General features: G+C 68.7%; 21 protein-coding genes. 5 read left to right on the top strand and 16 right to left on the bottom strand.

Features of this window, described 5'->3' with window-relative positions:
* Positions 1-14: 14 nt before the first annotated feature.
* Entirely contained in the window at positions 15-1,430 is a 1,416-nt protein-coding gene (locus ABD648_RS16150) for a cytochrome ubiquinol oxidase subunit I (protein WP_282215981.1), read from the bottom strand.
* Positions 1,417-2,124 carry a helix-turn-helix transcriptional regulator gene (locus ABD648_RS16145; protein ID WP_282215980.1) on the bottom strand — a complete coding sequence of 236 codons (708 nt, stop codon included), beginning with the start codon at positions 2,122-2,124 and terminating at the stop codon, positions 1,417-1,419. Before ABD648_RS16145 ends, ABD648_RS16150 begins: the two co-directional genes overlap by 14 nt.
* Before the next feature lie 100 nt (positions 2,125-2,224).
* On the opposite strand from ABD648_RS16145, the gene radA reads away from it, so the two are divergent.
* Positions 2,225-3,589: a DNA repair protein RadA gene (gene radA, locus ABD648_RS16140; RefSeq protein ID WP_282215979.1), complete on the top strand. Its 1,365-nt coding sequence runs from the start codon at positions 2,225-2,227 to the stop codon at positions 3,587-3,589.
* A gap of 20 nt (positions 3,590-3,609) precedes the next feature.
* Here radA and ABD648_RS16135 read toward each other — a convergent pair whose 3' ends face one another.
* Positions 3,610-4,020 carry a dehydrogenase gene (locus ABD648_RS16135; RefSeq protein ID WP_282215978.1) on the bottom strand — a complete coding sequence of 137 codons (411 nt, stop codon included), beginning with the start codon at positions 4,018-4,020 and terminating at the stop codon, positions 3,610-3,612.
* Between the two features lie 443 nt (positions 4,021-4,463).
* Between ABD648_RS16135 and ABD648_RS16130 the strand changes: the two genes are divergently transcribed.
* The gene (locus tag ABD648_RS16130) at positions 4,464-6,329 is read left to right on the top strand and encodes a vWA domain-containing protein (RefSeq protein WP_282217444.1); all 1,866 of its coding nucleotides are present in this window, start codon (positions 4,464-4,466) and stop codon (positions 6,327-6,329) included.
* 26 nt (positions 6,330-6,355) lie between these two features.
* On the opposite strand, the gene ABD648_RS16125 is transcribed toward ABD648_RS16130, so the two are convergent.
* Entirely contained in the window at positions 6,356-7,003 is a 648-nt protein-coding gene (locus ABD648_RS16125; protein WP_282215977.1) for a hypothetical protein, read from the bottom strand.
* 287 nt (positions 7,004-7,290) lie between these two features.
* On the opposite strand from ABD648_RS16125, the gene ABD648_RS16120 reads away from it, so the two are divergent.
* Complete coding sequence (locus tag ABD648_RS16120) at positions 7,291-8,091, top strand: helix-turn-helix domain-containing protein (protein ID WP_344709507.1); 801 nt, start codon at positions 7,291-7,293, stop codon at positions 8,089-8,091.
* A gap of 23 nt (positions 8,092-8,114) precedes the next feature.
* Here the strand turns inward: ABD648_RS16120 and ABD648_RS16115 are convergent, their stop codons facing one another.
* From ABD648_RS16115 to ABD648_RS16065, 11 genes are all read right to left on the bottom strand, one after another.
* Entirely contained in the window at positions 8,115-11,087 is a 2,973-nt protein-coding gene (locus ABD648_RS16115; protein ID WP_282215975.1) for a DUF5107 domain-containing protein, read from the bottom strand.
* A 164-nt stretch (positions 11,088-11,251) separates the two neighbouring features.
* Complete coding sequence (locus ABD648_RS16110; RefSeq protein WP_282215974.1) at positions 11,252-11,752, bottom strand: amino-acid N-acetyltransferase; 501 nt, start codon at positions 11,750-11,752, stop codon at positions 11,252-11,254.
* 198 nt (positions 11,753-11,950) lie between these two features.
* Positions 11,951-12,340 (bottom strand): Rieske (2Fe-2S) protein, encoded by a 390-nt coding sequence (locus tag ABD648_RS16105; RefSeq protein WP_282215973.1) that lies wholly within the window; start codon positions 12,338-12,340, stop codon positions 11,951-11,953.
* Positions 12,337-12,657: a hypothetical protein gene (locus ABD648_RS16100; RefSeq protein WP_282215972.1), complete on the bottom strand. Its 321-nt coding sequence runs from the start codon at positions 12,655-12,657 to the stop codon at positions 12,337-12,339. Before ABD648_RS16100 ends, ABD648_RS16105 begins: the two co-directional genes overlap by 4 nt.
* Before the next feature lies 1 nt (position 12,658).
* Entirely contained in the window at positions 12,659-13,924 is a 1,266-nt protein-coding gene (locus tag ABD648_RS16095) for an amidohydrolase family protein (RefSeq protein WP_282215971.1), read from the bottom strand.
* 34 nt (positions 13,925-13,958) lie between these two features.
* Positions 13,959-15,128: an ABC transporter ATP-binding protein gene (locus ABD648_RS16090; protein WP_282215970.1), complete on the bottom strand. Its 1,170-nt coding sequence runs from the start codon at positions 15,126-15,128 to the stop codon at positions 13,959-13,961.
* A 44-nt stretch (positions 15,129-15,172) separates the two neighbouring features.
* Positions 15,173-16,291, bottom strand: coding sequence for an ABC transporter substrate-binding protein (locus tag ABD648_RS16085; protein WP_282215969.1), 1,119 nt, complete (start codon positions 16,289-16,291; stop codon positions 15,173-15,175).
* A gap of 20 nt (positions 16,292-16,311) precedes the next feature.
* The gene (locus ABD648_RS16080; RefSeq protein WP_282215968.1) at positions 16,312-18,078 is read right to left on the bottom strand and encodes an ABC transporter permease; all 1,767 of its coding nucleotides are present in this window, start codon (positions 18,076-18,078) and stop codon (positions 16,312-16,314) included.
* 169 nt (positions 18,079-18,247) lie between these two features.
* Positions 18,248-19,297, bottom strand: coding sequence for a pyridoxal phosphate-dependent aminotransferase (locus ABD648_RS16075; RefSeq protein ID WP_282215967.1), 1,050 nt, complete (start codon positions 19,295-19,297; stop codon positions 18,248-18,250).
* Positions 19,298-19,402: 105 nt separating this feature from the next.
* Entirely contained in the window at positions 19,403-20,083 is a 681-nt protein-coding gene (locus ABD648_RS16070) for a FadR/GntR family transcriptional regulator (protein WP_282215966.1), read from the bottom strand.
* 141 nt (positions 20,084-20,224) lie between these two features.
* Positions 20,225-21,838, bottom strand: coding sequence for a thiamine pyrophosphate-binding protein (locus tag ABD648_RS16065; RefSeq protein ID WP_282215965.1), 1,614 nt, complete (start codon positions 21,836-21,838; stop codon positions 20,225-20,227).
* Between the two features lie 87 nt (positions 21,839-21,925).
* Between ABD648_RS16065 and ABD648_RS16060 the strand changes: the two genes are divergently transcribed.
* Both ABD648_RS16060 and ABD648_RS16055 read left to right on the top strand, forming a co-directional pair.
* Positions 21,926-23,095, top strand: a complete 1,170-nt coding sequence (locus tag ABD648_RS16060) for a PucR family transcriptional regulator (RefSeq protein WP_282215964.1) — start codon at positions 21,926-21,928, stop codon at positions 23,093-23,095.
* Positions 23,096-23,157: 62 nt separating this feature from the next.
* Positions 23,158-24,534 carry an aldehyde dehydrogenase family protein gene (locus ABD648_RS16055; protein ID WP_282215963.1) on the top strand — a complete coding sequence of 459 codons (1,377 nt, stop codon included), beginning with the start codon at positions 23,158-23,160 and terminating at the stop codon, positions 24,532-24,534.
* Positions 24,535-24,607: 73 nt separating this feature from the next.
* Here the strand turns inward: ABD648_RS16055 and ABD648_RS16050 are convergent, their stop codons facing one another.
* A complete protein-coding gene (locus ABD648_RS16050) occupies positions 24,608-26,281 on the bottom strand; it encodes an FAD-dependent monooxygenase (protein WP_282215962.1) in 1,674 nt (557 codons plus the stop codon).
* Between the last annotated feature and the right edge of the window lie 3 nt (positions 26,282-26,284).

Below are 26,284 nucleotides of genomic sequence, written 5' to 3'. Positions count from 1 at the left end.
GATGCTCCTTCCTCTCAGTAGACGACCGACGGCAGCTGGGCCGTCTCGTCGTGGGGTTGCTCTTCGGTGTCGGGCCCCTTCTGCGCAGCCCGGATGATGAGACGGATCTCGACCACGGCCAACGCCGCGTAGATCGCGGTGAAGGCGATGAGGGAGATCAGCACCTCGACCCCGGAGACACCGGGCGAGACGCCGTCCTGCGTGGTCATCAACCCGAACACGATCCAGGGCTGCCTGCCCATCTCGGTGAAGACCCAGCCCATGATGTTGGCGGCGAGAGCGAGCGGGAACGACCAGATCGCGAGCTTCCACATCCACTGCGTCGGGGGCTTCTTCGCGCTCTTGCGGGTGAGCCACAGGCCGATCACGGCGACGAGGCCGGCGGCCATGCCCAGGCCGATCATCCAGCGGAACGCCCAGTACGTGACCCACAGGATGGGGGCGAAGTCCGTCATGCCCGTGTCGGCATACGTCTGGCTGTACTCGGCGTTCAGGTCGTTGATGCCGTGCACGCACGCGTCGAGCGTGTGCGTCGACAGGAGGGACAGGAGGTACGGCACGCGGATGGAGAACAGCTCCGAGCTGCCGTCCGGCGTGCCGAGCGTGAAGAGGCTGAAGGAGGCGTCGGGTCCGCAGACCGTGTTGAAGGTCGCCTCGGCCGCCGCCATCTTCATCGGCTGCGCGGCGTACATCGCGAGACCCAGCTGGTCGCCCGTGAGCACGACGCCCGCGGTCGAGAAGATCATCGCCCACAGCCCGAACTTCAGCGAGATGCGCATGGTGTCGAAGTGCTGGCCGCGCGCGAGGTGCCAGGCCGAGACCGAGATCACGACACCCGCGGCGAACATGAGCGCGCCGAAGATCGTGTGCGGGAATGCGGCGAGCGCGACGGGGTTCGTGAGAAGCGCCCAGAAGTCGGTCAGCTCGGCGCGATTCGTCTCGGGGTTGAAGACGTAGCCCACCGGGTTCTGCATGAACGCGTTGGCGGCGATGATGAAGTACGCCGAGAGGATGCTGCCGATCGACACGCACCAGATCGTGGCGAGGTGCAGCTTCTGCGGGAGCTTGTCCCAGCCGAAGATCCAGAGCCCGATGAAGGTGGCCTCGAAGAAGAAGGCGAGCAGTCCCTCGAAGGCGAGCGGGGCGCCGAACACGTCGCCGACGAAGCGGGAGTAGTCCGACCAGTTCATGCCGAACTGGAACTCCTGCACGATGCCGGTGACGACGCCCATCGCGAAGTTGATGAGGAAGATCTTGCCGAAGAAGCGCGTCAGGTGCAGGTACTGCACCTTGGCGGTGCGCACCCATGCGGTCTGGAAGATCGCGGCGACCAGCGCCATGCCGATCGTCAGGGGCACGAACAGGTAGTGGTAGACGGTCGTCAGCCCGAACTGCCATCGGGAGAGGACGAGCGGATCAAGCCATTCCATGCGCGACTCCTGTCGTGTCGATCAGCTGCGCTCGATCGGTGAGCTGCACTCTGTCGATCAGCTGCACTCTGTCGATCAGTTGCACCGTGCAGTCGGTGGGACCCTCGGCCGCGCGCACGCAGTCGGCCACGAGCGGTCCGCCTGCTTCGTTGAGCACGCCCTGCATCAAGCCCAGGTGCACCTGGCACAGCATGGGGCGCGCCTCGGGGCGGCCGGCCGCGTGCGGGCACGGGCTGAGGTCGACGGTGAGCCGCACGTCGTCGACCACGGGCTCGAAGCCGCTCTCCTCCAGGTGCTCCACGAGCGCGTCGAGCTGGTAGGTGGCCTCCCGGCTCAGATCGGATGCCGCGGCTGGCAGCATCCGTCGCATCAGGTCGCCGCGGCGCGCGGCGGCCTTCGCCTTGTCGCGGGCGACCGGGCTGGACGCTCCCGGCGCTCCGGTCGCTGCCCGGTAGAGGGTCCGGGGACGACCGCGCACGGTGCGGTGCTCGATCGTCGGGATCACGTACCCGCCCTCGATGAGCCGCTGCAGGTGCTCGCGCACCGTGTTGGCGTGGAGGCCGGTGGCCTCGCACAGCTCGCCGATCGTGAGCTCGGCCCGATTCTGCCCGCGCCCGGCCTCGAAGAGCAGGTGCAGGAGCTGCACCCGCGAGTAGGTCGAGATCGGCCCGCAGACGGGCCCGCCGTTGCGCATGCCTCCATGGTCCCAGAGGCGAGCGTGCGGATCGAGCGGTTCGGCCGTGAATAATGTCCGGAGCGATAGGGATGTCGGATGCCGGCGATAGCCTGGCTGCATGGCCACCCGAAAACCCGCTCCCCCGGCGTACGTCTGCACGGAATGCGGGTGGACGACGGCGAAGTGGGTCGGTCGCTGCGGCGAGTGCCAGCAGTGGGGAACCGTGCAGGAGCAGGCCGCGCCGACCGGCATCCTGCGCCGGGTCACCGCCCTCGCTCCGACGGCCGAGCGCACGGCGCGGCCGATCACGCAGATCACCACGCAGGATGCGCCGCGTCGCACGAGCGGCGTCGGCGAGTTCGACCGCGTGCTCGGCGGCGGCATCGTCCCGGGCGCCGCGATCCTGCTCAGCGGAGAGCCGGGCGTCGGCAAGTCCACGCTGCTGCTCGAGGTGGCGGCACAGGCCGCGCGCTCCGGACGCCGCGTGCTCTACGCCAGCGCCGAGGAGTCTCCGGGCCAGGTGCGCCTGCGCGCCGAGCGCACGCGCGCTCTGCATGACGAGCTCTACCTCGCGAGCGAGACCGACCTGGCGACGATCCTCGGCCATATCGACGAGGTGAAGCCTCAGCTCGTCATCGTCGACTCGGTGCAGACTGTCTCCTCCTCGCTGACCGACGGCGCAGCGGGCCAGCCGAGCCAGGTGCGCGAGGTCGCCTCCACGCTCATCCGGGTGGCGAAGGATCGCGATCTCCCGATCATCATCGTGGGCCACGTGACGAAAGACGGCCAGGTCGCGGGTCCCCGGGTGCTCGAGCACCTGGTCGACGTCGTCTGCCATTTCGAGGGCGACCGGCAGACCGCGCTCCGCTTCATCCGGGCGCTCAAGAACCGCTTCGGCCCGACCGACGAGGTGGGCTGCTTCGAGATGACCGGTGCCGGCATCTCCGAGGTGCCCGACCCGTCCGGGCTGTTCCTGTCGCAGTCGACGGCAGAGGGCACCTGCGTCGCCATCTCGCTCGAGGGCCGGCGCGCGCTCCCCGTCGAGGTGCAGGCGCTCACCGTGCCGTCGCACGCGCCGAACCCGCGGCGCATCGTGCATGGCGTCGACTCCTCACGCGTGGCGATGGTGCTCGCGATCCTCGAACGACGGGCCAACATCAAGACGAGCGACCTCGACGTGTACGTGTCGACCGTCGGCGGAGTGCGCTTCACCGAGCCCGCCGCCGACCTCGCGATCGCGATCGCCGTCGCCGGATCCGTGCAGCGCACGTCGGTGCCGCGAACGGTCGCGGCCGTGGGCGAACTCAGCCTGGCCGGCGAGATCCGTCCGGTCACGCAGGCCGCCCAGCGCCGATCCGAGGCGTCACGACTCGGCTACGAGCAGGTCGTCGACGACCGCTCGAAGACGCTCGTCGGGGCGCTGAAAGACATCAAGGCGCGCGACCGCTCGCCCCGGGATCAGCGCGATATCCCGCCGTTCTGACCGCCCCCGGGGTCTTGGGCCTAAGCGTCGAGCGCCTTGAGGAGCTCGACCGGGTCGGCCTGCATGGGGTGGGGGCCGGCGATGTCCAGGAACACCGTGGTGATCGGGTGCGCGGCGAGGAACTTGCGCAGCCAGTCGGCGGTGTAGATGCCCACTCCCGGCGGCAGGTTGGCCGGCTTGTTCTTGGCATCGCTGAACAGCAGCAGAGCCAGGTCCCCGGTCTTCGCATCGCGGTAGGTCCACACCTCGCCGGTGTCGAGCGGGTTGTCCCTCGCGCCCGGCGCTACCAGTGGGACGACGGTCGTTCCGTGGCGGAGGGCCAGGGCGACCGCGGCGACGTCCTGCTTCTCGAGGGCCTGGGCCAGCGCATCGGAGCGGAAGTCCTCCGGTGCGGGCTTTTTCTTCGAGGCCTTCGCCTTCTTCGCTGCCATGCACCCAGCCTATTCGTGGCGGCGGCGCCGGGCGCGGCATCCGACGAGGTCGAGACCGGCCGGGGAAAAGATTGGGGCCCTCTCGAGTCCCACATTGGGGACTGGGGTACTCGAGAGGGCCCTCGGACTCTCGAACGGCGATGTCGAAGCGCTGGGGACGCTGTAGTTCGACGCCACTGGGGATGGCATGTGCCGCTAGTGCGGAGAGTCACCCAATGGTATCCCAGACAGGCGCTCGTGTCTGCACTCCGTGCAGAAAACCTCTGACGTCGAGGTATTCCGAATCAACGGCACAGCTCGGCGACGCTTTCCGAAGTGCGCAGGTCGGATCCCCTTCGAAGTACGCAGCAGAATATTGCTTCTGGGACGGGGCCTCGCTATGGTTCGTGAGCACGAAAGATCTGGGGAGATCTGCACGGAACTGGGGGACGCGCGTGTCGAACATGCCTGGCGAGAAGACGATGCGGTCGGGTCGCCACCCCGCAGTCTGGGCTCTGAGCGGTGCCATAGCCGTCCTGTCGATCGCCCTCGGCTCCCTCGGATTCGCCATCGCGTCGAAGGCCGGCAACCCGGAAGCCACGTCGGCACCGACCGAGACGCCCGTGGTCGAGGTGCCGTTCCCTGCGGACGAACCCGCCACTGTCGCCGGTGCCGCCCCCTGCATCTCCGTCCCCGTGCTCGCATCGTTCGAGAACTCCGAGATGGTGGCGAACCTGGCTGCCGGATACAACGCGCAGCCGCGAGACGTCGGTGGTTCGTGCGTCGAGGTGACGGCATCGAAGGACAAGTCGGGCGTCGCTGCGACCCGCGCGGCGACGGGGTTCGCCGACGTGCCGCCCGAGGCGCGGCCCCTCGTGTGGCTCCCGGATGCGTCGTCCTGGCTGTCCGTCGCCCGGTCGGAGGGGGCGGATGCCCTCGGGTCCGAGTCCACGACAGTCGGATCGTCGAACATCATCCTGGCGATGCCCGTTCCGCTCGCGGAAGCGATCGGGTGGGATGCGAAGGCGCCCAGTTGGAGCGAGGTGTTCGAAGCCGCCGGCGACGAAGATCTCTGGGCGGATCTCGATCATCCGGAGTGGGGCGCGTTCAAACTGGGGAAGACCAGCCCGTTGGTCGCCAGCTCCGGCGAGGCGGCGATGCTCGCATCATTCGGCGTCTCCGGAGACGGAGTGGGCACCACCGAAGTCGCCGACTTCAGGGACGAGAAGATCACCGAGCAGGTGAAGGAGCACGAACTCGCGACCAGCCACTACATGGCGACACCCGAGCACTTCCTCTGGCATGCGCGCCAGGCGGAGGAGTCGGGCTCCGCCGCGGACTTCCTCTCGGCCGTGATCGTCGATGAGAAGTCGGTCTGGGACTACAACCGCGGCATCACGAGCCGTGACGGCGTCACGAGGTCTCAGGGGACGCCGCCGAAAGAGCTCCTCGTCCCGATCTACCCCTCGGACGGGTTCTACGTCGCCGACAACCCCGCCACGGTTCTCGAGGGAGATTGGGTCGATGAGGCGGAGGCCGCCGCTGCTGCCGATTTCGTCCGTTTCACGGGCACGGTCGAGGGCCAGCGGATCGTTCGGGAGGCGGGTTACCGCGATCTCCATGACGACCTGGATCAGCAGGTACAGGACGTCGGACAGCTGCAGGGATCGCCGGAGAAGGCCGTGCTCTTCCCCTCGGGAGAGACCATGGCGGCGCTGAACACGTCTTTCCCGGAGGTTCGAAAGCGGGCATCCGTTCTCTTCCTGCTCGACGTCTCCGGGTCCATGTCCGACGTGATCCCGAGCGGGCAGACGAAGCTCGATGCGGCCAAGTCTGCGATCATCGCCGCCCTCGACCACTTCTCCGAGGGCGACGACGTCGGCATCGCCGCATTCTCATCCGCCGGCGATGCGACCATCCAACCCGGGCTCATCGCCCCCGTGGCCGACTACCCGGACAACCGGGACAGCCTCGTCGCCGCCATCGGCGCGCTGACCCCGCAGACCTTCACGCCGCTGTACGCGGCGGTCGATCAGTACACGCAGCAGCAGGCGGCCACCTACGACCCGGACCGCATCACCGCGATCGTGCTGCTCAGCGACGGCGCGAACGAGACCGCCGTTCCGACGGTCGACCAGCCGACGCTGCTCGCGAATCTGGGCGGCCTGCACCATCACTCGCCCGTGCTGGTGTTCACGCTCGCCTACGGCGCGGACGCCGACGTGACGACGTTGCAGAGCATCTCCTCGGCGACGGGCGCGCACTTCTACGACGCCACCGATCCCACGAAGGTCAGTGCGGTCCTCGGGGACCTCGTCACGAGCTTCTGACGGGGCGCCGATTCCCGTTCCTCGATTCAGTACAGCAGGATCTGCGTGCTGCTCGCGCTCGTGAACCCGCCGATCGACACCTCGACGTGGTACGACGAGCCCCCGCCCGGCGCACGCTGTCGGTTCTCGTCGGCGCACGTCTCGACGCTCGAGCGCGTGCGGTCCCAGACCACCGGATCCTTGCTGGTCACGGTCGTCCCCGCCGCGAGCGTGGCGATCATGCTGCTCGGGTTCTCCTGGCAGTCGGTCGAGCGCCACCAGACGTCGGCGCCGCTCGAGACCGTGAACACCTGGGTGGTGGAGCCCACGTCGATCGTGCAGTCCGTCGAGCCCTTGTTGGTGAGCGAGATGGAGAGCTGCGGCGTGACGCCGGCCTCGTAGGAGTCCGAGTCGGTGACCGCGGTCACCTCCACATCCTTCGCCGCGCACGCGACGATCGCCGGCGTCTGCTCGGCCGACGGCGACGGCTCGGGCGACCCGGTGCCGGGGGGAGGCGTCGTCGTCGAGGGAGTCGTCGTCCCGGAGCTGGTCGGAGCGGGACCGGCGGCGGCGTTCGCCCAGGGGCGCGCGATCAGCAGCCATGTCGAGACGCCGATCACGGCGACCGCGAGGATCATCCCGATCAGGAGCACCAGGCGCCGGCGGCGGTACACGGCGGCGGAGTGGCGGGGCATGTCTCCAGGCTAAGCGATCGACCCGGGGATCGACCGTGCGACCGACCGGCGGATCAGCCCGAAATTCCCGCGCGTGACTCGCTGTGCTGTGATTGAAATGGACTTTTATCCGGCCGGATAAATCGATCAATGACTAGCCTGGCAGGATCGAACTCCCAGCATTGCCGCGTAGCCCCTCATTCAGCCCGGAAGGCTTCATGGACGAGACGCCGATTCCACTGAAACCCCACTATCGCGTGGAGGGGTTCGAGCATCAGCGGCTTTGCGTACTGCCGCGACCGCAGGCGGTGACCGCTCTCGGCGTCGCGGGCACGCGGCGGCTCCTGGTGACCGACGCCGGGTACTTCCCGGTGGCACGAGGCCACCGCCGTGTCCGTCCGCGCGGTTGCGCGGAGACCGTGGTGCTGCTCTGCGTCGCCGGACGCGGGTCAGTGACGATCGCGGGAGAGGTGCACCACCTCAGTTCCGCGACCGCGATCGCGATCACCGCAGGAGCTCCGCACTCCTACCAGGCCTCGGAAGACGATCCGTGGACCATCTGGTGGCTGCACGTGCGCGGCACGGATGCCGAGGAGCTCGCGGTGCAGACGCTCGGGCGGCAGAGCCCGGTGACGAGGCTGCGGTCCCTGGACCGCGTCGTTGCGCTCTTCGACGAGCTCGTGACGTCGCTGGAACGGCGGCTCTCGCCGCCTCAGTTGCTCCTGGCGTCCGGCATCGCCTGGAATCTGCTGACTCGGATCGCAGCGGACAGCATCGTCCCCAGTGAGGGATCGCCCCTCGAACGGGCGATGCGCTATCTCGAGACGCGGGTCGACGGGAACATCCAGGTCAGCGAACTCGCCGCGCTCGTCGGCATGTCGCCGTCGCATCTGAGCGCCCTGTTCCGGCAGGCGACGGGAAGTGGTCCTGCTGCGTTCCACACCTCGCTGCGCATGTCGCACGCCCGGAACCTGCTCGACACGACATCTCTCCCGGTGCGGGAGATCGCCGCCGCCGTCGGCTATGCGGACCCTCTGTACTTCTCCCGGCACTTCCGGCGGCTGCACGGTCTCAACCCCACGGCCTACCGCTCACTCCACAAGGGCTGATCCCGACCGGAGCACCGGCATCCTCAGTCATCCTCGCCATCCTGGGTGAAGAGCAGCATCTCCGGCAGGCTCGTCGCGAAGTAGTCGGTGACGCCGTCATCACGCACGGCGACGGGCGCGACATACGCCGCTCTGGCCTCACCCAGCGAAGCGGGCGGGTCGGTCAGTGGCAGTCCGAGAGCGTCGAGCGCGAGGTCCCACGTGGCGATGGCCTGCCCCTCGCCTCCCTCCCACGGATGGAACGGACGCGTGAGGAGGATGCGGTGTGCTTCGGCGGCCGCGCCCTCGGCGACGAGGAGTCGCGCGTACTCGATCGCGAAGTCGTCGCGCGTGAGGACCAGATGCTCCACCGGTCGCAGGGCGTCCAGGCGCTGGGCGGTCGTGTGCCCGAGGCGGGCTGCCAGCTGATCCTGCTCGTACCGGATGCGCGCATCGGTCGGAGCACTGTCCACAGCTCGCCCGTACAGCTGCCAGGCCTTCTGCTCGTCGTGCTCGACGTTGTAGGCGGCCAGCGCCGCGTTGCGGAACAGGACCGGGTCCTGTTGCCCGGTCTCGATCGCACGATTCCATGCCGTGGTCGCGTCGCGGCGGCGCCCGGCGGCGTAGAGCAGCATCCCGAGCAGTGCGAGAGCGGTCGCGTCGCCGGGTTCCGCCTCCACGGCGAGCTCGAGCGCGCGCAGTGCGTCGAGTCCGGCCGGGAAGGCCCAGTCCTGCTCAGCCTCTCGCGCACGCGATCGATCACGCGCGGCGGCATCCTCCTCGCCGCGAATCGCGCGGATCTCGGCGGCGAGGTAGTGCGCGAGAGGGCGCACGTTGCCGGAGCGACGAACGGGCGCCGCGATGGCCGCCTCGATCATCCGAAGCGCGTCATCGAGGGCGCCGGCGAGCTTCAGATCGAGAGCAACGTCGAGCAGCAGCCCGGCATCGGCCTCGATCTCCTCACCGGCGAGCACCCGGAGCGTCGCGTCGAGCGGGTCGGCGACCAGCGCTGCCCGTGCGATGGCGGTGCTCCCCACCTCGTCTCCGCATGCCCGCAGGACGAGGGCGCGCAGCGCGATCCGGCGCGTGTCATGCCCGACGACGCCGTCCAGCGTGTCGAGCACGCGCAGAGCGGAACGCCGCTGACCGGTGCGCAGCAAAGACCGGACGAGCTCGACACCGGATGCCGCGGCCCAGGCCCCGTCCCACCCGGCCTTGCCGAACATCTGCTGCGCCTCGGCCTCGCGGCCGAGACGGGCGAGGACGAGTCCCGCGAGGTAATAGGCCTCCGTGTCGGTCGGGTTCGCGTTGCGACGCGTCAGACGGGTGATCGCGGTCTGCGCATGCTCCAGCGCGACGTCGAGACGACCGGAACGGTACGCGCGATCAGCGAGCGCGAGGTTCGTGCGCGCATCTCCGGCGTCGCGCGCCAGCGCCGCGCGCCAGTACGGCAGCGGTGAACGCGTGGGGTGGCGGTTCTGCTGCAGGTGGAGACCCGTGAGGTACAGCTCCTCGACGCTGTCGATCTCTTCCGGCAGCGGCGGCTCGTCGGCGACCCAGGGCTCTTCGTCCGCGGCATCCGTCGGGGTCCATCGCACGAGAAGACCGCCGTCGTCGGCGAGGAGTTCGGCGGTGATCGCATCCGACGGCGCGACGTCCGAGTCGAGCGTCATCGGAACGCCGGGCACCAGGTCGGCCGTCGCGCTCGCGACGACGACGCCGCCGTCGAGGATCCGCAGGGTCGCGCCCTCACGGCGGCTCGTGACCGCGAAGCGCGCCGAGACCCGCCCCCCGCGCTCGACGTGCACAGCGGCATCCGTCGTCGCCTGGTGGGCCGCGCCGATCGCGGGGATCGGGTACCAGTACTGGCTGAACACCTTGGTCTCTCCCGGCAACAGCCACGAGAAGTCGGGCTGGTTGTCGGTGTAGACGCCGGCCATCAGCTCGACGTACGGACCATCGGCGTCGGTGAGCTGGTCGTCCCAGGCGTGCCCGAAGGGCGCATCGCCCCACGTCCACTGCTTCTTACCCGGGGCGAGACGCCGCTCAGCCCAGTGCACGAACCCTGCGCCGGCGGCGTGGTCGTAGCCGCCGAAGAAGCCCTGTTGGGAGTCGACGATCATGTACGACGTCGGCACCGGGATGTTCCGGTAGAAGTCGATGCGGTCGGCGCCCTCGTGCTCCGCCGCAAGTGCCGGGTAGTCGACGCCGTAGTACGGGCGGTCGGCCTCGGGGAAGGCGGTCAGCGCGCGGCGCGCATGGTCGGCGACGTAGTGCACGTCCTGCGGGAAGAACGACTGGTAGTCGTCGTGCACGCGCGCCGCGACGTTCGCCCACCACAGGAACGACTGCCGTTCGCTGGTGCGGTTGTGCAGGCGCACCACGAGCTCGACGACGGAACTGCCCGCACGAAGACGGATGCCGTGCTGCGCCGACATCCGGGTGAACGGATCGTGGTCGTGGCACCACACCGTGACCGAACCGTCATCGCCGTTCTCGATCGACGTCTCCACCGGCAGATACGTGCCGGGACGGTGGTGCTGCGGCCAGTTGAACTCGACCCCGCCGCTGATCCAGGGGCCTGCGAGACCGACGAGAGCCGGCTTGATGACGTTGTTGCGGTAGAAGAAGTCATAGCCGGTGGTCTTGTCGTACCCGATGTGGATGCGCCCGCCGAGCTCCGGGAGGACCACGAGCCGCACGTACTCGTTCTCGAGGTGAACCGCCTGCCACTCGCGCATCGCGCCCTCGTCGGCGATCTGCTCGGTGAACGGGATCGGATAGACCTTGCCGCTCGAGCCCTGATAGACGCGGTGATCGAGGTACATCGGATGGATGCTCGGCTCGGCCGCGTCGTAGGTGAGGATGTTGAGCGGCTCGCTCCAGGCGATCGCCGCGCCGCGATCGAGGTCGGCACGCAGTGCTCCGGGAGCTTCGAGGAGGATGATCCGGTCGCCGTGGCCGTACTCTTCGTCGGCCGCCATGGTCGATCCGACGTCGCGGCGATCGTTGTTCATCCGTTGAACCTCCGTGCAGGTGCGTGCCGTCGGCGCGCTGCAGCCGACGACAGGACGCGAAGTCCTGCGACGAAGCTATCGCCGCAGCCGGCGGAGCCCCATGGGGTGAACGGGGAAGAACATGGACGATTCGATGGAACGTCCGCGCACGGATGCCGGGGACGTCAGAGCACCTTGAGCATGCGGGTGTTGCCGAGCGTGTTCGGCTTCACGTGCGCGAGGTCGAGGAACTCCTCGACACCCGCGTCACCGCTGCGCAGGAGCTGCGAGTACACGTCCGGGTCGACGACCTGCTCCCCGATCGGCGTGTAACCTCGCCGCCCGAAGAACGAGACCTCGAACGTGAGGCAGAACAGCCGCGAGAGCCCGAGCATGCGGGCGGTCTCCTCGAGCCGGTCGACGATCCCGCGTCCGACGCCGTGGTGCAGCCAGTCCTCGCGCACGAGGAGCGTGCGGACCTCACCGAGGTCCTCCCAGATCACGTGCAGCGCGCCGCATCCGATCAGCTCGCCGTCGGCTTCCGCGACGACGAACTCCTGCACGGCGCCGTAGAGCACCGCCAGGTCCTTCCCGAGCAGGATGCGCTGCTCCACGAGCGGCTGCAGCAGGTTCCGGATGCCGACGATGTCGGCGCTGCGCGCCGGTCGGACGATGTACTCGCTCACCCGTCCAGCCTAGAACCCGTGGGTTGCGCAGTCTGTGAACTGCTCCGTGCGTGCACAGCTTCGGATCCGGGAGGAGCCGCGCCGCTCGCAGCGGCCTCCCCACCGCGTTTCGCCGCTGACCTCCGAAGTTGTGCGCGTGGGCGGATGCCGCCGGGCACAGCAAAGGAGCGGATGCCGCAGCATCCGCCCCTCTCCGGATCAGATCGTCACGACGATGTCGTCGCCGTCGACGCGGACCGGAACCGGGCGCAGGCCGACGCTGTGGTCGGCCGGGTGCTTGCCGGTGAGGACATCGAACTCGAAGCCGTGCCAGGGGCACACGATGTTGCGATCCGTCGGGTGGAAGCCGGGGCCACCGCTCTTCAGACCGCCCTCTCCCCGCACGAGCTGCACGGTGCGGGGCATCATCTTCCCCTGGCAGACGGGCCCGCCCTGGTGCGGGCACACGTTGTACCAGGCGCGCACCTCGTCGGCGTAGAAGTAGACGCCGAGCTCCGTGCCCTCCACGTCGACGACGATGCGCTCGCGTTCCCTCAGGTCGTCGAGGCGCGCCACGACGACATCCCGGCGGACGACCCGGGCGCTCATTCGGCCCTCCGATACCAGATGGCCATGTCGAACAGGTTCACGTCGGCGGCGTCGAGCAGGGCGGTCACGAGGACCACCGTCTCGGTCGCGTTCAGGGCATCGGCGCGGATCGGCCAGGCGACCTTGCCGACGCGATCCGTCTTGGCGGAGAACAGCCGCGCCGAGGCGTAGAGCACATCCGCGATCTGCTCGTCGGAGACCTCGGCACCGAGCTTCTCCTCGGCGACCAGCGCCGTGACCTCCTCCAGACGGGTGATGAGAGCCGCGAGCTCTTCGATGGCGGGTGTGGTGGTGGTGGTGGTGATGTCAGCAGTCATGTCACGAGATCCCTGGTCGGTCCTGGAGCACCTGCTCCGCTGGAGGCTTCTGTCGGTCGGTCGGGAGGTTGAACACCCGCGCGGCGTTCAACCCGAGGATGTTGCGCTTCGCCTGCTCCGAGAGGAACGGCAGACGCGTGATCGTGGACGGGGCATCCCAGTCCCAGTGCGGCCAGTCCGAGGAGTAGAGGAGCTGCGTCTCGGCGTTGAAGGACTTCATCGTCGCCTCCAGGAGCTCCATGTTGGTGCGCTCCATCGGCTGCGTCGTGTACCACATCTCCTTCATGTACTCGCTCGGCAGGCGCTTCAGCCCCGGCGCCTCGCTGGGCCGCATCAGCACCTCGTGGTCGAGTCGCTGCATGAGGAAGGGGATCCAGGCCAGCCCGCTCTCGACCCAGACCATCTTGATCTTCGGGAAGCGCTCGGGCATCGCGTTGATGATCCAGTTGGTCACGTGGATCTGGTTGTAGTGCGTGAACGAGAGCGCGTGCATCGACAGGAAGCGATTCAGCTGCGCGAACGACGGGTCGCCCCAGTGATAGCCGGAGTGGAACGCGAGCGGCTTGCCGCTGTCCTCGATCAGCTTGTAGAGACGCGTGTAGACATCCGAGTGCACCGGGTTGTTGCGGGTCGAGCACACCGTGTAGCCGATGATGCCGTCGTTGTCGGCGTACTTCTCGACGAGCTCCTCGCACACCTCCGGCGTGTTGTACGGAAGGTAGAGCATGCCCTTCAGCCGGGGGTTCGGCGGCAGGATCACCTCGGTCAGCCAGCGGTTGAACGCCCGGCCGAGCACGACCTCCACCTCATCCTGCGGGTGCATGCCGAGCAGGAGCATCGCGCTCGGGAACACCACCTGGTAGTCGAGCCCCATGGCATCCATGCCGCGGCGTGCGGCCGTGACGAACGGATGCCCCTCCTCCCCCGCCATCGGCTCCTTGCGACCCTGATGGCCGATGCGTCCGCCGACGCTCTGGTGCGACATGCCTGGCTGGATGTTCAGCAGCGCGTTGTTTCCCGCGAACTTCCCGAACTGGTCCATGCCGATCTGACGCCAGACGTCGTTGTCGATCAGGTCGAGCACCTCACCCCAGAAGTGGTCCTCCGAGACGTGGGCGTCGATGTCCACGATGAAGTAGTCGTCGTAGTCGTCCCGCGCCTGCTTCGTCGCATGAGCGAGGACGTCCCTCGTGTCGGAGCGCCCGCCGATCTCGGCGAGCTCGCGGATGTGCGGGGCGTCGGAACGCGGGGTGAACAGATCAGTCATGGTGGGGGTGTTCCTCTCTGGAATCGGGGCGGCGTCAGCGCGGGGAGACGATCGCGTTCGTCTCGACGGTGAGGTAGTCGTCTTCGGACTCCTCCCTGGTGATCACCACGGCGCGCGCCGGGTTCACGCTGAACTCGAGCTGCTCACCGGCCTTCGGCACGGCGTCGATGCTCAGGTCGGAGGTCTCGACGCGCACTCGCAGGGGAAGCCCGTCCGCGCGGACGAGGAGGTTCACCGCGCTGCCGAGGTAGGTCGTGCGCTCGACGGTCGCCGAGAAGCGACCGGCTCCCGAGGAGCGATCGGCTCCCGAGGCGACGACGTCGGTCCGCACGTGGGCGGCTCGGAAGGCGATGTCGGCGCGCTGTCCGACGGCGACGTCGGTCGTCGCGGTTCCGGCGATGACGAGCGAGGTGCCGTCGACCCGGATGTCCGCGCGGCCGCCGTCCACGGCGACGACGGTTCCGGGGAGGATGTTCTGGAAGCCCATGAAGTCGGCCACGTACGCCGACTGCGGGCGGTCGTAGAGGTCAGCGGGAGCACCCTCCTGCACGATCTCTCCCTCGCTCATCACGATGATCCGGTCGGAGAGCGTGATGGCCTCCTCCTGGTCGTGCGTGACGTACACCGAGGTCGTCTCGAACTCGTTGTGGAGCGCGCGAACCTGCTGTCCCATCTGGTAGCGCAGCTTCGAGTCGAGGTTGGAGAGTGGTTCGTCGTAGAAGATGATGCCCGGTCGGGCGGCCAGGGCGCGCGCCAGAGCGACGCGCTGCTGCTGGCCGCCCGACAGGGCGGTGACGGGACGCTTCTCGAAGTCGGCGAGACCGACGGCGGCGAGCATCTCGCTCACCCGGGTGCGACGCGCCTTGGCGCCGACCCGAGCGACCGTGAGCGGATACGCCACGTTCTCGGCGACGCTCAGGTGCGGCCAGAGCGCGTAGCTCTGGAACACCATGCCGACCTGGCGCTTGTCGGCCGGCACGAACATGCGCCGGTCGGTGTCGACGACGACGCGATCACCCATGGTGATCCGTCCGGTGGTCGGACGCTCGAGCCCGGCAAGGCAGCGCAGAGTGGTCGTCTTGCCGCAGCCCGAGGGCCCCAGCAGGGTGACGAACTCGCCCGAGTCGATCGTCAGATCGAGGCCGTGCAGAGCCGACTTGCTGCCGTACCGCTTGCTGAGTCCGGACACCTGGACCTGAGTCATGCTGATCTACGCCTTCTGTGAGAGCTTCGAGAGGACCGCGAACGCTACTTCTTGAACTGCTCGCTGATGAAGTCGAAGTAGGGCTGGTTGAACTCCGGGTCGGAGTTCGCGAACGGCACGCGCTTCAGCTCGTCGAGCGGCGGCGTGCCCTCGGGACCGGGCGCCTCAGGCGTCCAGCCGTACGAGCGGTTCTTCTCGGCGAGCGCCTGCTGCCCCTCGGGCGAGTACAGCCAGTTGATGTAGAGCTGCGCGGCATCCGGGTGCGGGCTGTCCTCGATGATGCACATGCCGGTGCGCGACATGAAGTTGCCGCCGTCGTCGAGCGGGAAGACCGCGGCGATCGGTCCGCCCTTGGCCTTCACGTCCTCGTAGAAGCCCTGGTACACCGCGATGCCGATCGGGAACCGACCGCTCGCCACATCCGCGGGAACGTTGGGCTCGGACTGCGCGAACTGCACGTCCTGCGCAGCCAGCTTCTCGATGTAGTCCTCACCCCACGTGCTCTCGCTCTCGGGAACCATCAGCGAGGTCAGGATGTAGCGGATCCCGCCGGGCACCGTCGGGTCGCCCATGCTGATCTTGCCCTTCCATTTCGGATCGAGCAGGTCGTCCCAGTTCTTCGGGACCTCGCTCTCCTTCACCATGTCGGTGTTGTAGACGAGCACGAAGTAGCGCATCGCGTAGTAGGTGAGGCGCCCGTCGAATTCGCCGGGGATCTCGAATCCCTCGGGGGCGGTGCGCACATCGGCCGCGGTGCAGATTCCGGGTTCGGCGGCCACCTGCGGAGATTCGCCGCCGTCGTAGATGTCGGCGATCTTGCTGCCGCTCTGCGCCTCGGCCTCGATCTTCGTGATGCTCTGAGCATCCGGCTGATCCTGCTGGACCATCTTGATCCCGGGGAACCGGTCGGTGAACACGTCGAACAGCGACTTCTGCGCCGAGACGCTGGGGCCGTAGAGCACGATGTCGGTCTTGCCCTCCTCCACGGCCTTGTCGTAGAGCTCGTTCATGTAGTCGTTGGCCTCTGCGGAGGCCCCGGGGACCTCGACCGGCTTATCGGGCTTCGACGCGGCTCCGCTCGAGGAGCAAGCGGTCAGGGCGGTGAGAGCACCGGCGGCGAGCAGAGCCGTGGTGATCCTCAGAGTCGTGCGGGAGAACGTCATTATTCTGCCTCTCGGGTGTGTCAGGGAGTGATGCGGGTGAGGGGGGCGTGGGGGGCTGCGGCGCCGTTCCGGAGTCGGGCGCCGAGCTTCATCGAGAGTCCGGCGATGGCGAGCACGACCATCGCGGCGATCAGGATGATCATGAACAGTGCCGCGCCCTGGGACATGTTGCCCAGCAGGAACTCCTGATACGCGGTCAGCGACACGGGCTGGAGTCCGGGGGGTGCGAGCAGCATCGGCACGGCGAGGTTGCCGGAGATGAACAGGGCGGACAGGAACCATCCCGACAGGAAGCTCGGGATGATCAGGCGCAGCACGATGGTGAGCAGCACCCGCCAGGAGCCCGCGCCGGACGTGCGTCCCGCTTCCTCGAGCTCCGGGGAGAGCTGCGCGAGGGCGCCCTCCGCGATGCGGCTGGACACGGGGATCGTGGCCACGATGAGCACGAGAGTCATCAGGAACGCGGAGCCGTAGAGCCCGCGGAACGCCGGGACGTACAGGACCGCGAACATGTAGGCGAGCGCCAGGACGATTCCCGGAAGCGCCCAGGGGATCCAGACGGCGAAGGACGTGTAGGAGCGGATGAACCCGCGGCGTCGGGCGGTCACGTAGGTCGTGAGCAGGGCGATCGCGATCGAGCCGAAACCGCCGATCACGGCCAGCCACGCGGTCAGGGACAGACTCGAGCTGAAGACCGGGTCGGTCAGCATCTCCGCGTAGTTGTCGAGTGTCAGCCCCGTGCTCATCACGCCGAAGATCGGCTGCAGGCTGCCGAGGATCATGGCGAAGAGCGGGAGCACCAGGTTCAGCAGCAGGAAGACGACCACCAGGGCGGTGAACACCCAGCGAACGGGGCCCAGCTCCTGCGGTTCGCGTCGAGAGGTCTTGCCGGTGAGGGTCGTGAAGCTCCGGCCGCGCAGCAGCCACCGCTGGGCGACGAAGAGCGCCAGCACGAGGACGATGAGCACGAGGGACAGCGCGAAGGCCTTGGTGTAGTTCGCCGGCGCCTGGTCCCGCACGTAGCGGTAGATCTGCGTCGAGAAGACGAAGATGTTGGCCTGCCGTCCGATCAGTTGAGGGCTGTCGAAGGCCTGGAACACGAGCACGGCGATGAGGATGGCAGCGCCGGTGATCGCGGGACCGACCGACGGCAGCGTGATCGTGAAGAACGTGCGCACCGCGCCGGCGCCGCTGATGGCCGCGGCCTCGTCCAGCGACTGGTCGCGGTTCTTGAAGGCGCCGAGCATCAGCAGGTAGGCGAAGGGCATGTAGCCCAGCGACATCAGCAGGATGAGCCCGCCCCAGGTCTGGATGTCCAGTACGGGTCCCGTCGCGCCCAGCATCCGCCCGAACTGATTCAGCAGTCCGTTCTGGGGATTGCCGAGCATGATCCAGCCGAGCGTGTGGAAGAGAGGGGGCACGAACAGGTTTACGGCCATGAGGGGCGTGATGAGCCTGCGTCCTGGCACGTTGGTGTTCGCTGCGATCCAGGCGAACAGGCCGCCGCCGGCGACCGCGATGGTGCCGCACACGACGACGAGGATCACCGAGTTCCCCATCGTGGTCCAGGTCTCCGGGTCCTGGAACGCCTCGACCAGTCCGTTGATCGAGAAGGGCACATCGTCGGTGGGGAGTCCGTCGCGGAAGGCTCCGATCACGATCATCGCGACCGGGAAGACGAAGATCAGCGTGAGCGCGGCGATGAACACGGCCCACAGCCCCGCGCCCGTGAACGCGCGGCGCTGAGATGCTCGCCGGTCGCGCTCGAAGTCCATCGTCGAAGTCACTGCCATTCCCTTCGCGCAAGCTGTGCGGGTGTTCCGCCGCGGTCCGGTTCGGGTACGAACCGCGGCGTTCGTGTTGTGTGTCAGCGTACGAACCGACGGGTGGACGGTTCATCGGTGACGGCTCTGAAGTCCGTCCTGGCGGCTCCGACACGGTGTCGGAGCACGGTGCTCATCGGAGTGCGGCCAGCGCGGCGTCGTTCTCCGCGGGCAGTCCGACCGTCACGCGCACGCCCCCGGCGTGCGGGAACGGGCGTGCGAGCACGCCCTGCGCCTCGAAGCGCGCGAGCAGGTCTGCGGCGTCTCCCTGGAGGAAGAGGAAGTTCGACTGACTGGGCAGGAAGGAGACGCCGGCGGCACGGAGGGCGTCCTCCATACGCGCACGCTCGCTCACGATCGTCGCGACGCGCTCAGCGGCGACCCGCTGTCCTTCGGGGCTGAAGGCGGCGATCACCGCCGCCTCGGCGATGCTGTTGAGCGCGAATCCGACAGAGGTGCGCCGCAGCGCCTCGGCGGTGCGCGGCGTCGTCACGGCATAGCCGGCGCGAACGCCGGCGAGGCCGTGCGACTTCGAGAGCGTGCGCAGGATGACGAGGTTGCGGAACTCCTCGAGCAGTGCGGTCGTCGCCTCGAAGGGTTCGGACGTGACGAACTCGCGGTAGGCCTCGTCGAGGACCACCAAGACATGCGAGGGGATCTCGCGGAGGAACGCGCGGATGCCGTCGACGCCGACGAGTCCGCCCGTGGGATTGTTCGGATTGCACAGGTAGACGATGCGCGTATCGGTGCGGAGCGCCGACGCCATCGCCGAGAGATCCATCGCACCGTCCTCGGCAAGCGCGACGGGCGTGCTCTCGGCGCCGGCGAGCGCGAGCGCCGCGGGGTACGCCTCGAAGGACGGCCAACAGTACACGCCGTGCACCCCGGGCTCACAGACGAGGCGGGCGAGGCCGTGCAGCAGCGAGCCGGAGCCGTTGTCGATCGCGATCCGTTCGACGTCGAGTCCCATCGCCGCAGCGATCGCGGTGCGCGCCGCCGTGCGGTGGTAGTCGGGGTAGCGGTGCGTCGCACGAGCCGCCTTCTCCATCGCCTCGACGATCACACCGGTGGGCTCCCAGGGCATCTCGTTCTGGGAGAGGCGGATCGGTGGCGGGGTCGATCTCGCCGGCCGGTTCGGGGTGGCGAGCATCTGGTCGATCACGCTGCGGAACTCGAGCGTCATGGTGTTCCCCCTCGGGGCGAAAGGTATTGTCAATATTGAATATGAACAATATTCATCGAGAGCACGCCTGTCAACCTGGGACACCCAGGAAACGGTCGCCAGGGCTCAGGATCGAGCGGCAGCCAGGGACGACCCGCGGTGCCGGTCGACGGCCGAGGACGCGAGTGCGTGATCGCGGCGGATCACGGCATCGGCGAAGTCGAGATGGGTCTGCAGACGCTCGGGCGTCGTCGGCGCGGTGGCGCCTTCGAGCTCCTCGACGATGATGTATTCGACGAGGTTGGTGTACAGGCTCCGCAGCAGCTCGTTGGGCGTGATCCGAGCGATGCGCGCGTGCAGCCCCCACATGGCACCGGAGCCCTCCGGCGTGCCCCACGACGCCTCGAGCAGCTCGGCCGCACGGCGGACCTCCGCGATGTCGGCATCGTTCGCGAACTCGACCGCGTCGTGGAGGACCGTCCCGTCGAGCGCATCGAGCACGCGCAGGCAGTTGGTGACCGTCGCCGTCCCCTCCCGCAGGCTCAGCAGCTGATCGCTCAGCTGCGTGAACGGCGAGCGGTCGGCGACGAAGATCCCTCCGCCCGGCCCCGGCTTCGCGTCCACGATCCCCCGCGAACGGAGCAGCTGGATCGCCTCACCGAGGGTGGCGGGCGCGACGGAGAATCGGGCGGCGAGCTCCTGCCGCCGCCCGACGAAGTGCCCGGGCTTCCACCCCTCGGCCGTGATCTCCTGCTCCAGCGCTCGAGCAACCTGTACGGCGACGGCGGCGTTCGCGATCTGAGCCATGGCACTCCCCTTCGATTCCGGACGACGACGGCTGTGACGCCGCACGGGCGGCGGGCGCGACTCACACAAGAGACAGAGATGATCGTCGCGATCGCCGATAGGGATTGATTATATTGATCTACGCGGTTCTCCCGGCCCCGTTCAGCGCTTCGGCTCGTGGATAAACGGCCAGGGCGAGGGGAAGACATCCACCGGCACCTTGATGACGGCCGGCCGACGGGCCGTGATCGCCTCGGAGATCCGCCGCTGCACGGCATCCGCATCCTCCGCCAGCGCGAAGTCGATGCCGAACGCCTTGACGAGCAGCTCGAAGTCCGGATTCGTGAGATCGGATCCGATGAAGCGCCCGCCGTAGGTGTCGCGCTGGATGCGCCAGACGTTTCCGAACCTGTTGTCCTCGAACAGCACGGTGATCAGCGGGATGCCGTACTTCTTGGCCGTGGCGAACTCCTGCAGCGACCAGCCGATCCCGCCGTCGCCGGTGACGACGACCACGGGCCGGTCGCCCGCGCCGACCGCGGCACCGAGCGCGGTGGGCATCGCGTAGCCGAGCGTGCCCTGGTAGCCGGGCCACACGTAGGAGCGCGGCGCCTGGACCGGGTACCCGTAAGTCGAGACATACCCGATCTGCGTGAGCTCGTTGACGAAGATGCCGTCGGGGGGCAGCGCGGCCCGGATCGCGTCGACGAACGCCATCTGCGGCGCCACCTGCGCACGGACGCGGTCGTCGCCGTCCTCCCGGAGGCGTCGGAGCTCGTCACCCCAGGCCTCCCTGCGCTCGACGCGGGCGACCAGAGCCTCCAGCACCGCCGTCGCATCCGCGTTCACCGCGATGTCGGGACGCCGCGGGGCCCGGAGGTCGGCGGCGTCGATGTTGACCAGGGCGAGACGAGCCTCGCCGATGTTCAACTGCTGGCCGAACGGCGTGAGGAAGCGGCTGCCGAACGACACCACCGCATCCGCCGTCTCGCGCAACTCCCAGAGGGCGTAAGCCGAGAGGGCGTGCGGGTCGCGGGCATCGATCGCTCCGCGTCCGTTCTCGCTCATGACGACGGGGGCATCGAGGAGATCGGCGAGACGTGCGAGCAGAGCGAAAGCCTTGGCGCCCTTGACTCCGCCGCCGACGTGGATCACGGGCCGGCTGCTGGCCGCGAGCAGCTGTGCGATCTCGGTCACCTGCTCTTCCGGCACGACGGGCGCAGCGACCGCGAACGGCTCGCCGACCTCGAGATCGGCGACGGCGTGCAGGATGTCTGGTCCGAGCTCCAGGGCCACCGGCCGCGGGCGACCCTCGCGCATCTGCCGGAACCCCTCGTGCACGAGCTCGGGGATCTCCTCGACGCGGGTCGGCCTGGCCGTCCACTTCGTGAGCCCCTCGATCGTCTCGGTCTGCTTCGGGATCTCGTGCAATGCACCGAGTCCCGCGCCGACCAGGGTGCTGGGGATCGTACCGGCGAGCAGCATCACCTGCGACGAGCAGGCGTAGGCGGTCGCCATGCCGGCACCGGCATTCAGGACTCCCGGCCCGGGGACGACCATCGCGACGCCGGGTCTGCCGGTGACCCGGTGGTAGCCGTCGGCCATGTAGGTCGTGCTCTGCTCGTGCCGAGGGACCATCAGGCGCACCTCGTCCTGGCGACGGTACATGCCGTCGGTCAGTCCATCCAGCTGGACGCCGGGGATGCCGAACACGGTCTCCACCCCCTCGCTGATCAGAGCCTGAGTGAGTGCGTCTCCGCCTGTCATCTTCGTCATACTGGTCGCCTCTCGTGTAAATGACTATATTGAATATAGATCGAATCGAGAGGCGACGACAAGTCGCCGACGAACGGGAGGGCCGAGATGAGTCTCGAAGGACAGGTCCAGGCATACGCCGACCGGCTGGGTCGGCCGATCATCGTGTTCGATGTCGAGTTCACCGTGATCGCCTTCAGCGTGCACGACCGCGACGTGGACCAGGCCCGGCTGGCGATCATCCTGTCGCACAAGGGCTCGTCCCGCGCGAGGGAGTCGATCCGCGACTACCGGGTAGGACAGTCCGACGGGCCGGTCCGCATACCGCCCCTGAATGGCGGGCTCACCCGGCACGTCGCACCCGTTCGGCACGAGGGGCTCGTGGTCGGGTACGTCTCCTCCACCATCCCCGAGGAGAACCCGGACGCGGAGCTCGTCGACGATGACGTGCTCCGCGACGCCCGTGCGCAGCTCGGCGTCATACTCGCCGCGATGGCCCTCGGCAACCGTGAAGACGAGGACCGGGCGCTCCGCCTGGTCACCGCGCTGCTGCACGGCGACGTCGAGCAGCGCGGGCGCGCCGCGGACGAGCTTCTCACCGGAGGTCTCCTCTCCCCTGCACCGCACTACACCGTGATCACGATGTCTGCGCCGCCGCCGGCGGATCCGAGCTCGGCCGCCTTGCGGCTGGTGCTCGACAGGGCGCGCACCGCGATCCCTGCGTTCCCCTCGCTCACGGCCGTCGGCACCGTCATCGACGGCGAGGCGATCCTGGTCGTGCCCTATCAGATCGATGGCGAACGACTCGCCGCCCTCCTGACCCTCCCTGCCTTCGCCCGCCTGCGTGCCGGCGTCGGAGGCGCGCATTCCCCTCTCGCCGACGCTCACCGCTCGCTCCGCGAGGCGCGCATCGCCGGGCGAGGAGCCGCTGTCGATCCGATGAGGGACCGCGTCGTGCACTGGGCGGATCTCGGACTCGACCGCGTGCTCCTGCAGCTGCCGCTGGAAGACCTGACGACGGCGGATCTCCCGGTACCGGTGCAGCAGCTGCTCGTCGAGCAGTCCGGGCCGGATCTGGCGGAGACGCTCGAGGCGTACCTCGACTGCGGATGCGACGCGCAGCGCACCGCGCAGGAGCTGCACGTGCACCGCAGCACCCTGTACTACCGCCTCGACCGGGTGAGGGCGATCATCGACGTCGATCTGTCCGATGGCCTCGTACGTCGTGAGCTCCACACCGGACTGCGCGTGGCCACACTCGCCGGCCTGCGCCACTAGGACTCTCGAAGACCGCGCCTCACGGCACGACGACCCCGGAGACTCCGGGAAAGGAAACGGAAATGAACGAACTCCTCCAGACAGTGACGGCCACCGCGGACACCGGCCGTCCGATCCTCGACGCGGCGACCCGCGAGGTCATCGGGCATGCGCCGGTGCAGAGCGTCGCCGACCTCGATGCGGCGATCGCCGCGGCCTCGCTCGCCCAGGCATCCTGGTCCGCCCTCGGCCACGCCGAGCGGTCACGGCTCATGCGCCTGGTCGCGGACGACATCGACGCGCATGCCGTGGAACTCGGTCAGATCATCACGCACGAGCAGGGCAAGGTCGCCGGCGAAGGCGAGGCGCACGGGGCCGCGCACTGGCTGCGCGGAGCCGCCGACACGGTGCTCGAGCCGCAGCAGCTCGCCGAGGGATCCGAACTGCACTACGTCCCGCTCGGGGTGGTCGCCTCGATCGGCCCGTGGAACTTCCCGGTCATGATCGCGGTCTGGCACATCGCGCCGGCGCTCCGGATGGGCAACACCGTCGTGATCAAGCCGTCCGAGAACACCCCGTTGAGCGTGCTGGCGCTCGTCGAGATCTTCCGTCGGCACCTGCCCGCCGATGTGGTCACCGCCATCTCCGGCGACCGCGAGGTGGGCGCGGCCCTCGCCTCCCACCCCGACATCGCGAAGATCGTGTTCACCGGTTCGACGGCCACAGGACGCCGGATCGTGGAGAGCTCGTCGGCGAACCTCGCCCGTCTCACCCTCGAGCTCGGCGGCAACGACGCCGGCATCGTCCTCCCCGGCACCGACGTCGACGCCATCGCCGACACGCTCTTCTGGGGCGCCTTCATGAACACCGGCCAGGTGTGCGCCGCCCTGAAGCGTCTGTATGTGCACGACTCGATCTACGCGGAGACGGTGGCGGCGCTCGCCGCCCGTGCGGAGGCGGCCCCCATGGGCTCCGGCCACGACAAGGCCAACCGGCTCGGCCCCGTCCAGAACCCCGCACAGTTCGACATCGTCGCCCGGCTCGTCCGTGACGCCGAAGAGCGCGGCGCCCGGATCGTCACCGGAGGGGAGCCCGCCGTAGAGCTGGGCCCGCTCTTCTACCGCCCCACGATCATCGCGGATGTCGACGACGACGCCGCCGTCGTGGTCGAGGAGCAGTTCGGCCCCGTGCTGCCGGTCATCCGCTACACCGACGTCGACGACGCCGTCCGCCGCGCCAACGGCACGGAGCAGGGACTGGGCGCCTCGGTGTGGGGTCCGGATCCCGACGCGGCGGCCCTGATCGCCCAGCGGCTCGATGCCGGCACCGTGTGGATCAACCAGCACGGCGGCGTCGACCCGCAGGTGCCCTTCGGCGGCACGAAGGCGTCGGGCTACGGCCTGGAGTTCGGCGTCGAAGGGCTGAAGGCGATGGCGGCGACCAAGGTCATCCGGCGCTGAGGACGCGGTGGGGAGGGGCCGATCGCTGTTCCGCGCGATCGGCCCCTTCCTCCGTTCGCGCCGCCCGAGGGGATCAGACGGCGGCGGCGACGCGGGTGACGCGAGCGCCGCGAAGCAGCTCCCACAGCTCGTCCGCCGTCGCGGCATCCGCCCGGTCACCGCGCCAGACGACCTGCTGGTCCTGACGCACGAGCGTGAGTGCGCGGCTGTACTCGGGGGGAAGCGTCGCGCGATCGACCTCGACGACCGCCAGGGGGATGCTGCGGTCCTCGGCGACCGCCGCGAGGGCCGATCCATCGGCACCGTCCCGCACCACGAGCGTGTACCCGTCGGAGAGCAGATCGTAGAACGAGGTCCCGTCCGTGAGCCGGAAGTGCGGCGCACGGCATCCGGGCACCGTCGAGGGCGTGTACTCCCCCATCGAGTAGCCGGGGGCCTGTTCCTGGTCGTAGGCGATGACCGGTGATGCGCCGTATACGTAGCCGTAGTTGAGTCCGGCCGCGGCGAACTGCGGTTCGTTGAGCGCCCGCACTGCGGCGCCGAACTCCGTCCGCGCCGCCTCTCCCGCCGCCGTGTCGTCTTCGAGCGCCTCAGGGAGGGACGGCCTGGCGAGCTTGCGCTGGTGGTCCATCGCGAAGTGCGACACCTGCTCGGTGATCGGCCGGCGCTCCGCCTCGTACGCGTCGAGGATGCCCTCGTCCGCCCAGCCGTGCAGATGCGCGCCCAGCGTCCAGGTGAGGTTGAGCACGTCCGCGATGCCCGCGTTCATGCCGAAGCCGGCGAACGGCACCCACAGGTGCGTGGCGTCGCCCGCGAGGAACACCCGTCGGTCCCGGAACCGGTCGGCGAGCAGTCGACGCGCCACCCAGTCCTCCTTCGACACCATGTCGAGGACGAAGTCCTGGTCGACGCCGAGGATCGCCCTGATCGCGGCATCCCGATCCACCGAGCCCTCCTCGGCCGCCTCCTCCGGCGACAGGTAGGTGTGCACGAGGAACGTCTCCCGGCCGTCGATCGCGTAGACGTGCCCGAGGCGGCGCGCGTTGAACGTGTAGTAGCCCCAGGCGCGCGGCTCCGCGGCCGTCATCCGCTCGTAGAGCTCGGCGGAGCGGATGCAGGTGGACTGCACGTGCTGCAGCACGGCATCCCCGCTCAGCTTCGCGCCGATCTGCTTGCGCACGTTCGAGCGTCCGCCGTCGGCGCCGATGAGGTGCCGGCCGCGCAGGGTCTGCTCGTTCGAACCGTCGAGGTCCGAGACCACGATCGAGACCGAGGCGTCGTCCTGCGACAGCGTGTGGAACAGCGTGCGATTGCGCAGCGTGATCTCGGCCGCGGCCGCGGCGCGCCGGGCGAGGATCGGCTCCAGGAAGGTCTGGTTGATCCGGTGCGGGGGCTCCGGGGTGTTCCATGACGTGTCGGGCCCGCGGCGCGAGGTGTACCGCTCGCCGCTCGCCGGGATCGGGATGCGCGCGAACTCGCGGCCGGTGAGCGAGGTGCGGAACGCGACGTCCTGGGGGTAGTCGGCTGGCAGCCCCGCCTGGCGCACCTCGGCGGCGATGCCGAGACGGCGGAAGCTCTCCATCGTGCGCGAGGCGACGTGGTTGCACTTCACGTTCGGCGGCTCGAGGTACTCGCGCTGCTCGATCACGATCGTGCGGATGCCGCGGGCGGCGAGGTCGAGGGCGGCGACCAGACCGACGGGGCCGGCGCCGATGATGAGGACGTCCGCGTCCAGGTCGTGGGTCATGTC

The organism is Microbacterium luteolum (assembly GCF_039533965.1).
Classification (GTDB): Bacteria; Actinomycetota; Actinomycetes; order Actinomycetales; family Microbacteriaceae; genus Microbacterium; species Microbacterium luteolum.
The sequence above is the reverse complement of the archived record's forward strand: the minus strand, read 5'-3'. Positions and strand labels throughout refer to the sequence as shown.

Excerpts from the sequence above, each read along its gene's own strand:
- ABD648_RS16150 (WP_282215981.1), bottom strand. The coding sequence starts at position 1,430 with ATGGAATGGCTTGATCCGCTCGTCCTCTCCCGATGGCAGTTCGGGCTG.
- ABD648_RS16145 (WP_282215980.1), bottom strand. The coding sequence starts at position 2,124 with ATGCGCAACGGCGGGCCCGTCTGCGGGCCGATCTCGACCTACTCGCGG.
- radA (WP_282215979.1), top strand. The coding sequence starts at position 2,225 with ATGGCCACCCGAAAACCCGCTCCCCCGGCGTACGTCTGCACGGAATGC.
- ABD648_RS16135 (WP_282215978.1), bottom strand. The coding sequence starts at position 4,020 with ATGGCAGCGAAGAAGGCGAAGGCCTCGAAGAAAAAGCCCGCACCGGAG.
- ABD648_RS16130 (WP_282217444.1), top strand. The coding sequence starts at position 4,464 with ATGCCTGGCGAGAAGACGATGCGGTCGGGTCGCCACCCCGCAGTCTGG.
- ABD648_RS16125 (WP_282215977.1), bottom strand. The coding sequence starts at position 7,003 with ATGCCCCGCCACTCCGCCGCCGTGTACCGCCGCCGGCGCCTGGTGCTC.
- ABD648_RS16115 (WP_282215975.1), bottom strand. The coding sequence starts at position 11,087 with ATGAACAACGATCGCCGCGACGTCGGATCGACCATGGCGGCCGACGAA.
- ABD648_RS16105 (WP_282215973.1), bottom strand. The coding sequence starts at position 12,340 with ATGAGCGCCCGGGTCGTCCGCCGGGATGTCGTCGTGGCGCGCCTCGAC.
- ABD648_RS16100 (WP_282215972.1), bottom strand. The coding sequence starts at position 12,657 with ATGACTGCTGACATCACCACCACCACCACCACACCCGCCATCGAAGAG.
- ABD648_RS16095 (WP_282215971.1), bottom strand. The coding sequence starts at position 13,924 with ATGACTGATCTGTTCACCCCGCGTTCCGACGCCCCGCACATCCGCGAG.
- ABD648_RS16090 (WP_282215970.1), bottom strand. The coding sequence starts at position 15,128 with ATGACTCAGGTCCAGGTGTCCGGACTCAGCAAGCGGTACGGCAGCAAG.
- ABD648_RS16085 (WP_282215969.1), bottom strand. The coding sequence starts at position 16,291 with ATGACGTTCTCCCGCACGACTCTGAGGATCACCACGGCTCTGCTCGCC.
- ABD648_RS16075 (WP_282215967.1), bottom strand. The coding sequence starts at position 19,297 with ATGACGCTCGAGTTCCGCAGCGTGATCGACCAGATGCTCGCCACCCCG.
- ABD648_RS16070 (WP_282215966.1), bottom strand. The coding sequence starts at position 20,083 with ATGGCTCAGATCGCGAACGCCGCCGTCGCCGTACAGGTTGCTCGAGCG.
- ABD648_RS16065 (WP_282215965.1), bottom strand. The coding sequence starts at position 21,838 with ATGACGAAGATGACAGGCGGAGACGCACTCACTCAGGCTCTGATCAGC.
- ABD648_RS16060 (WP_282215964.1), top strand. The coding sequence starts at position 21,926 with ATGAGTCTCGAAGGACAGGTCCAGGCATACGCCGACCGGCTGGGTCGG.
- ABD648_RS16055 (WP_282215963.1), top strand. The coding sequence starts at position 23,158 with ATGAACGAACTCCTCCAGACAGTGACGGCCACCGCGGACACCGGCCGT.
- ABD648_RS16050 (WP_282215962.1), bottom strand. The coding sequence starts at position 26,281 with ATGACCCACGACCTGGACGCGGACGTCCTCATCATCGGCGCCGGCCCC.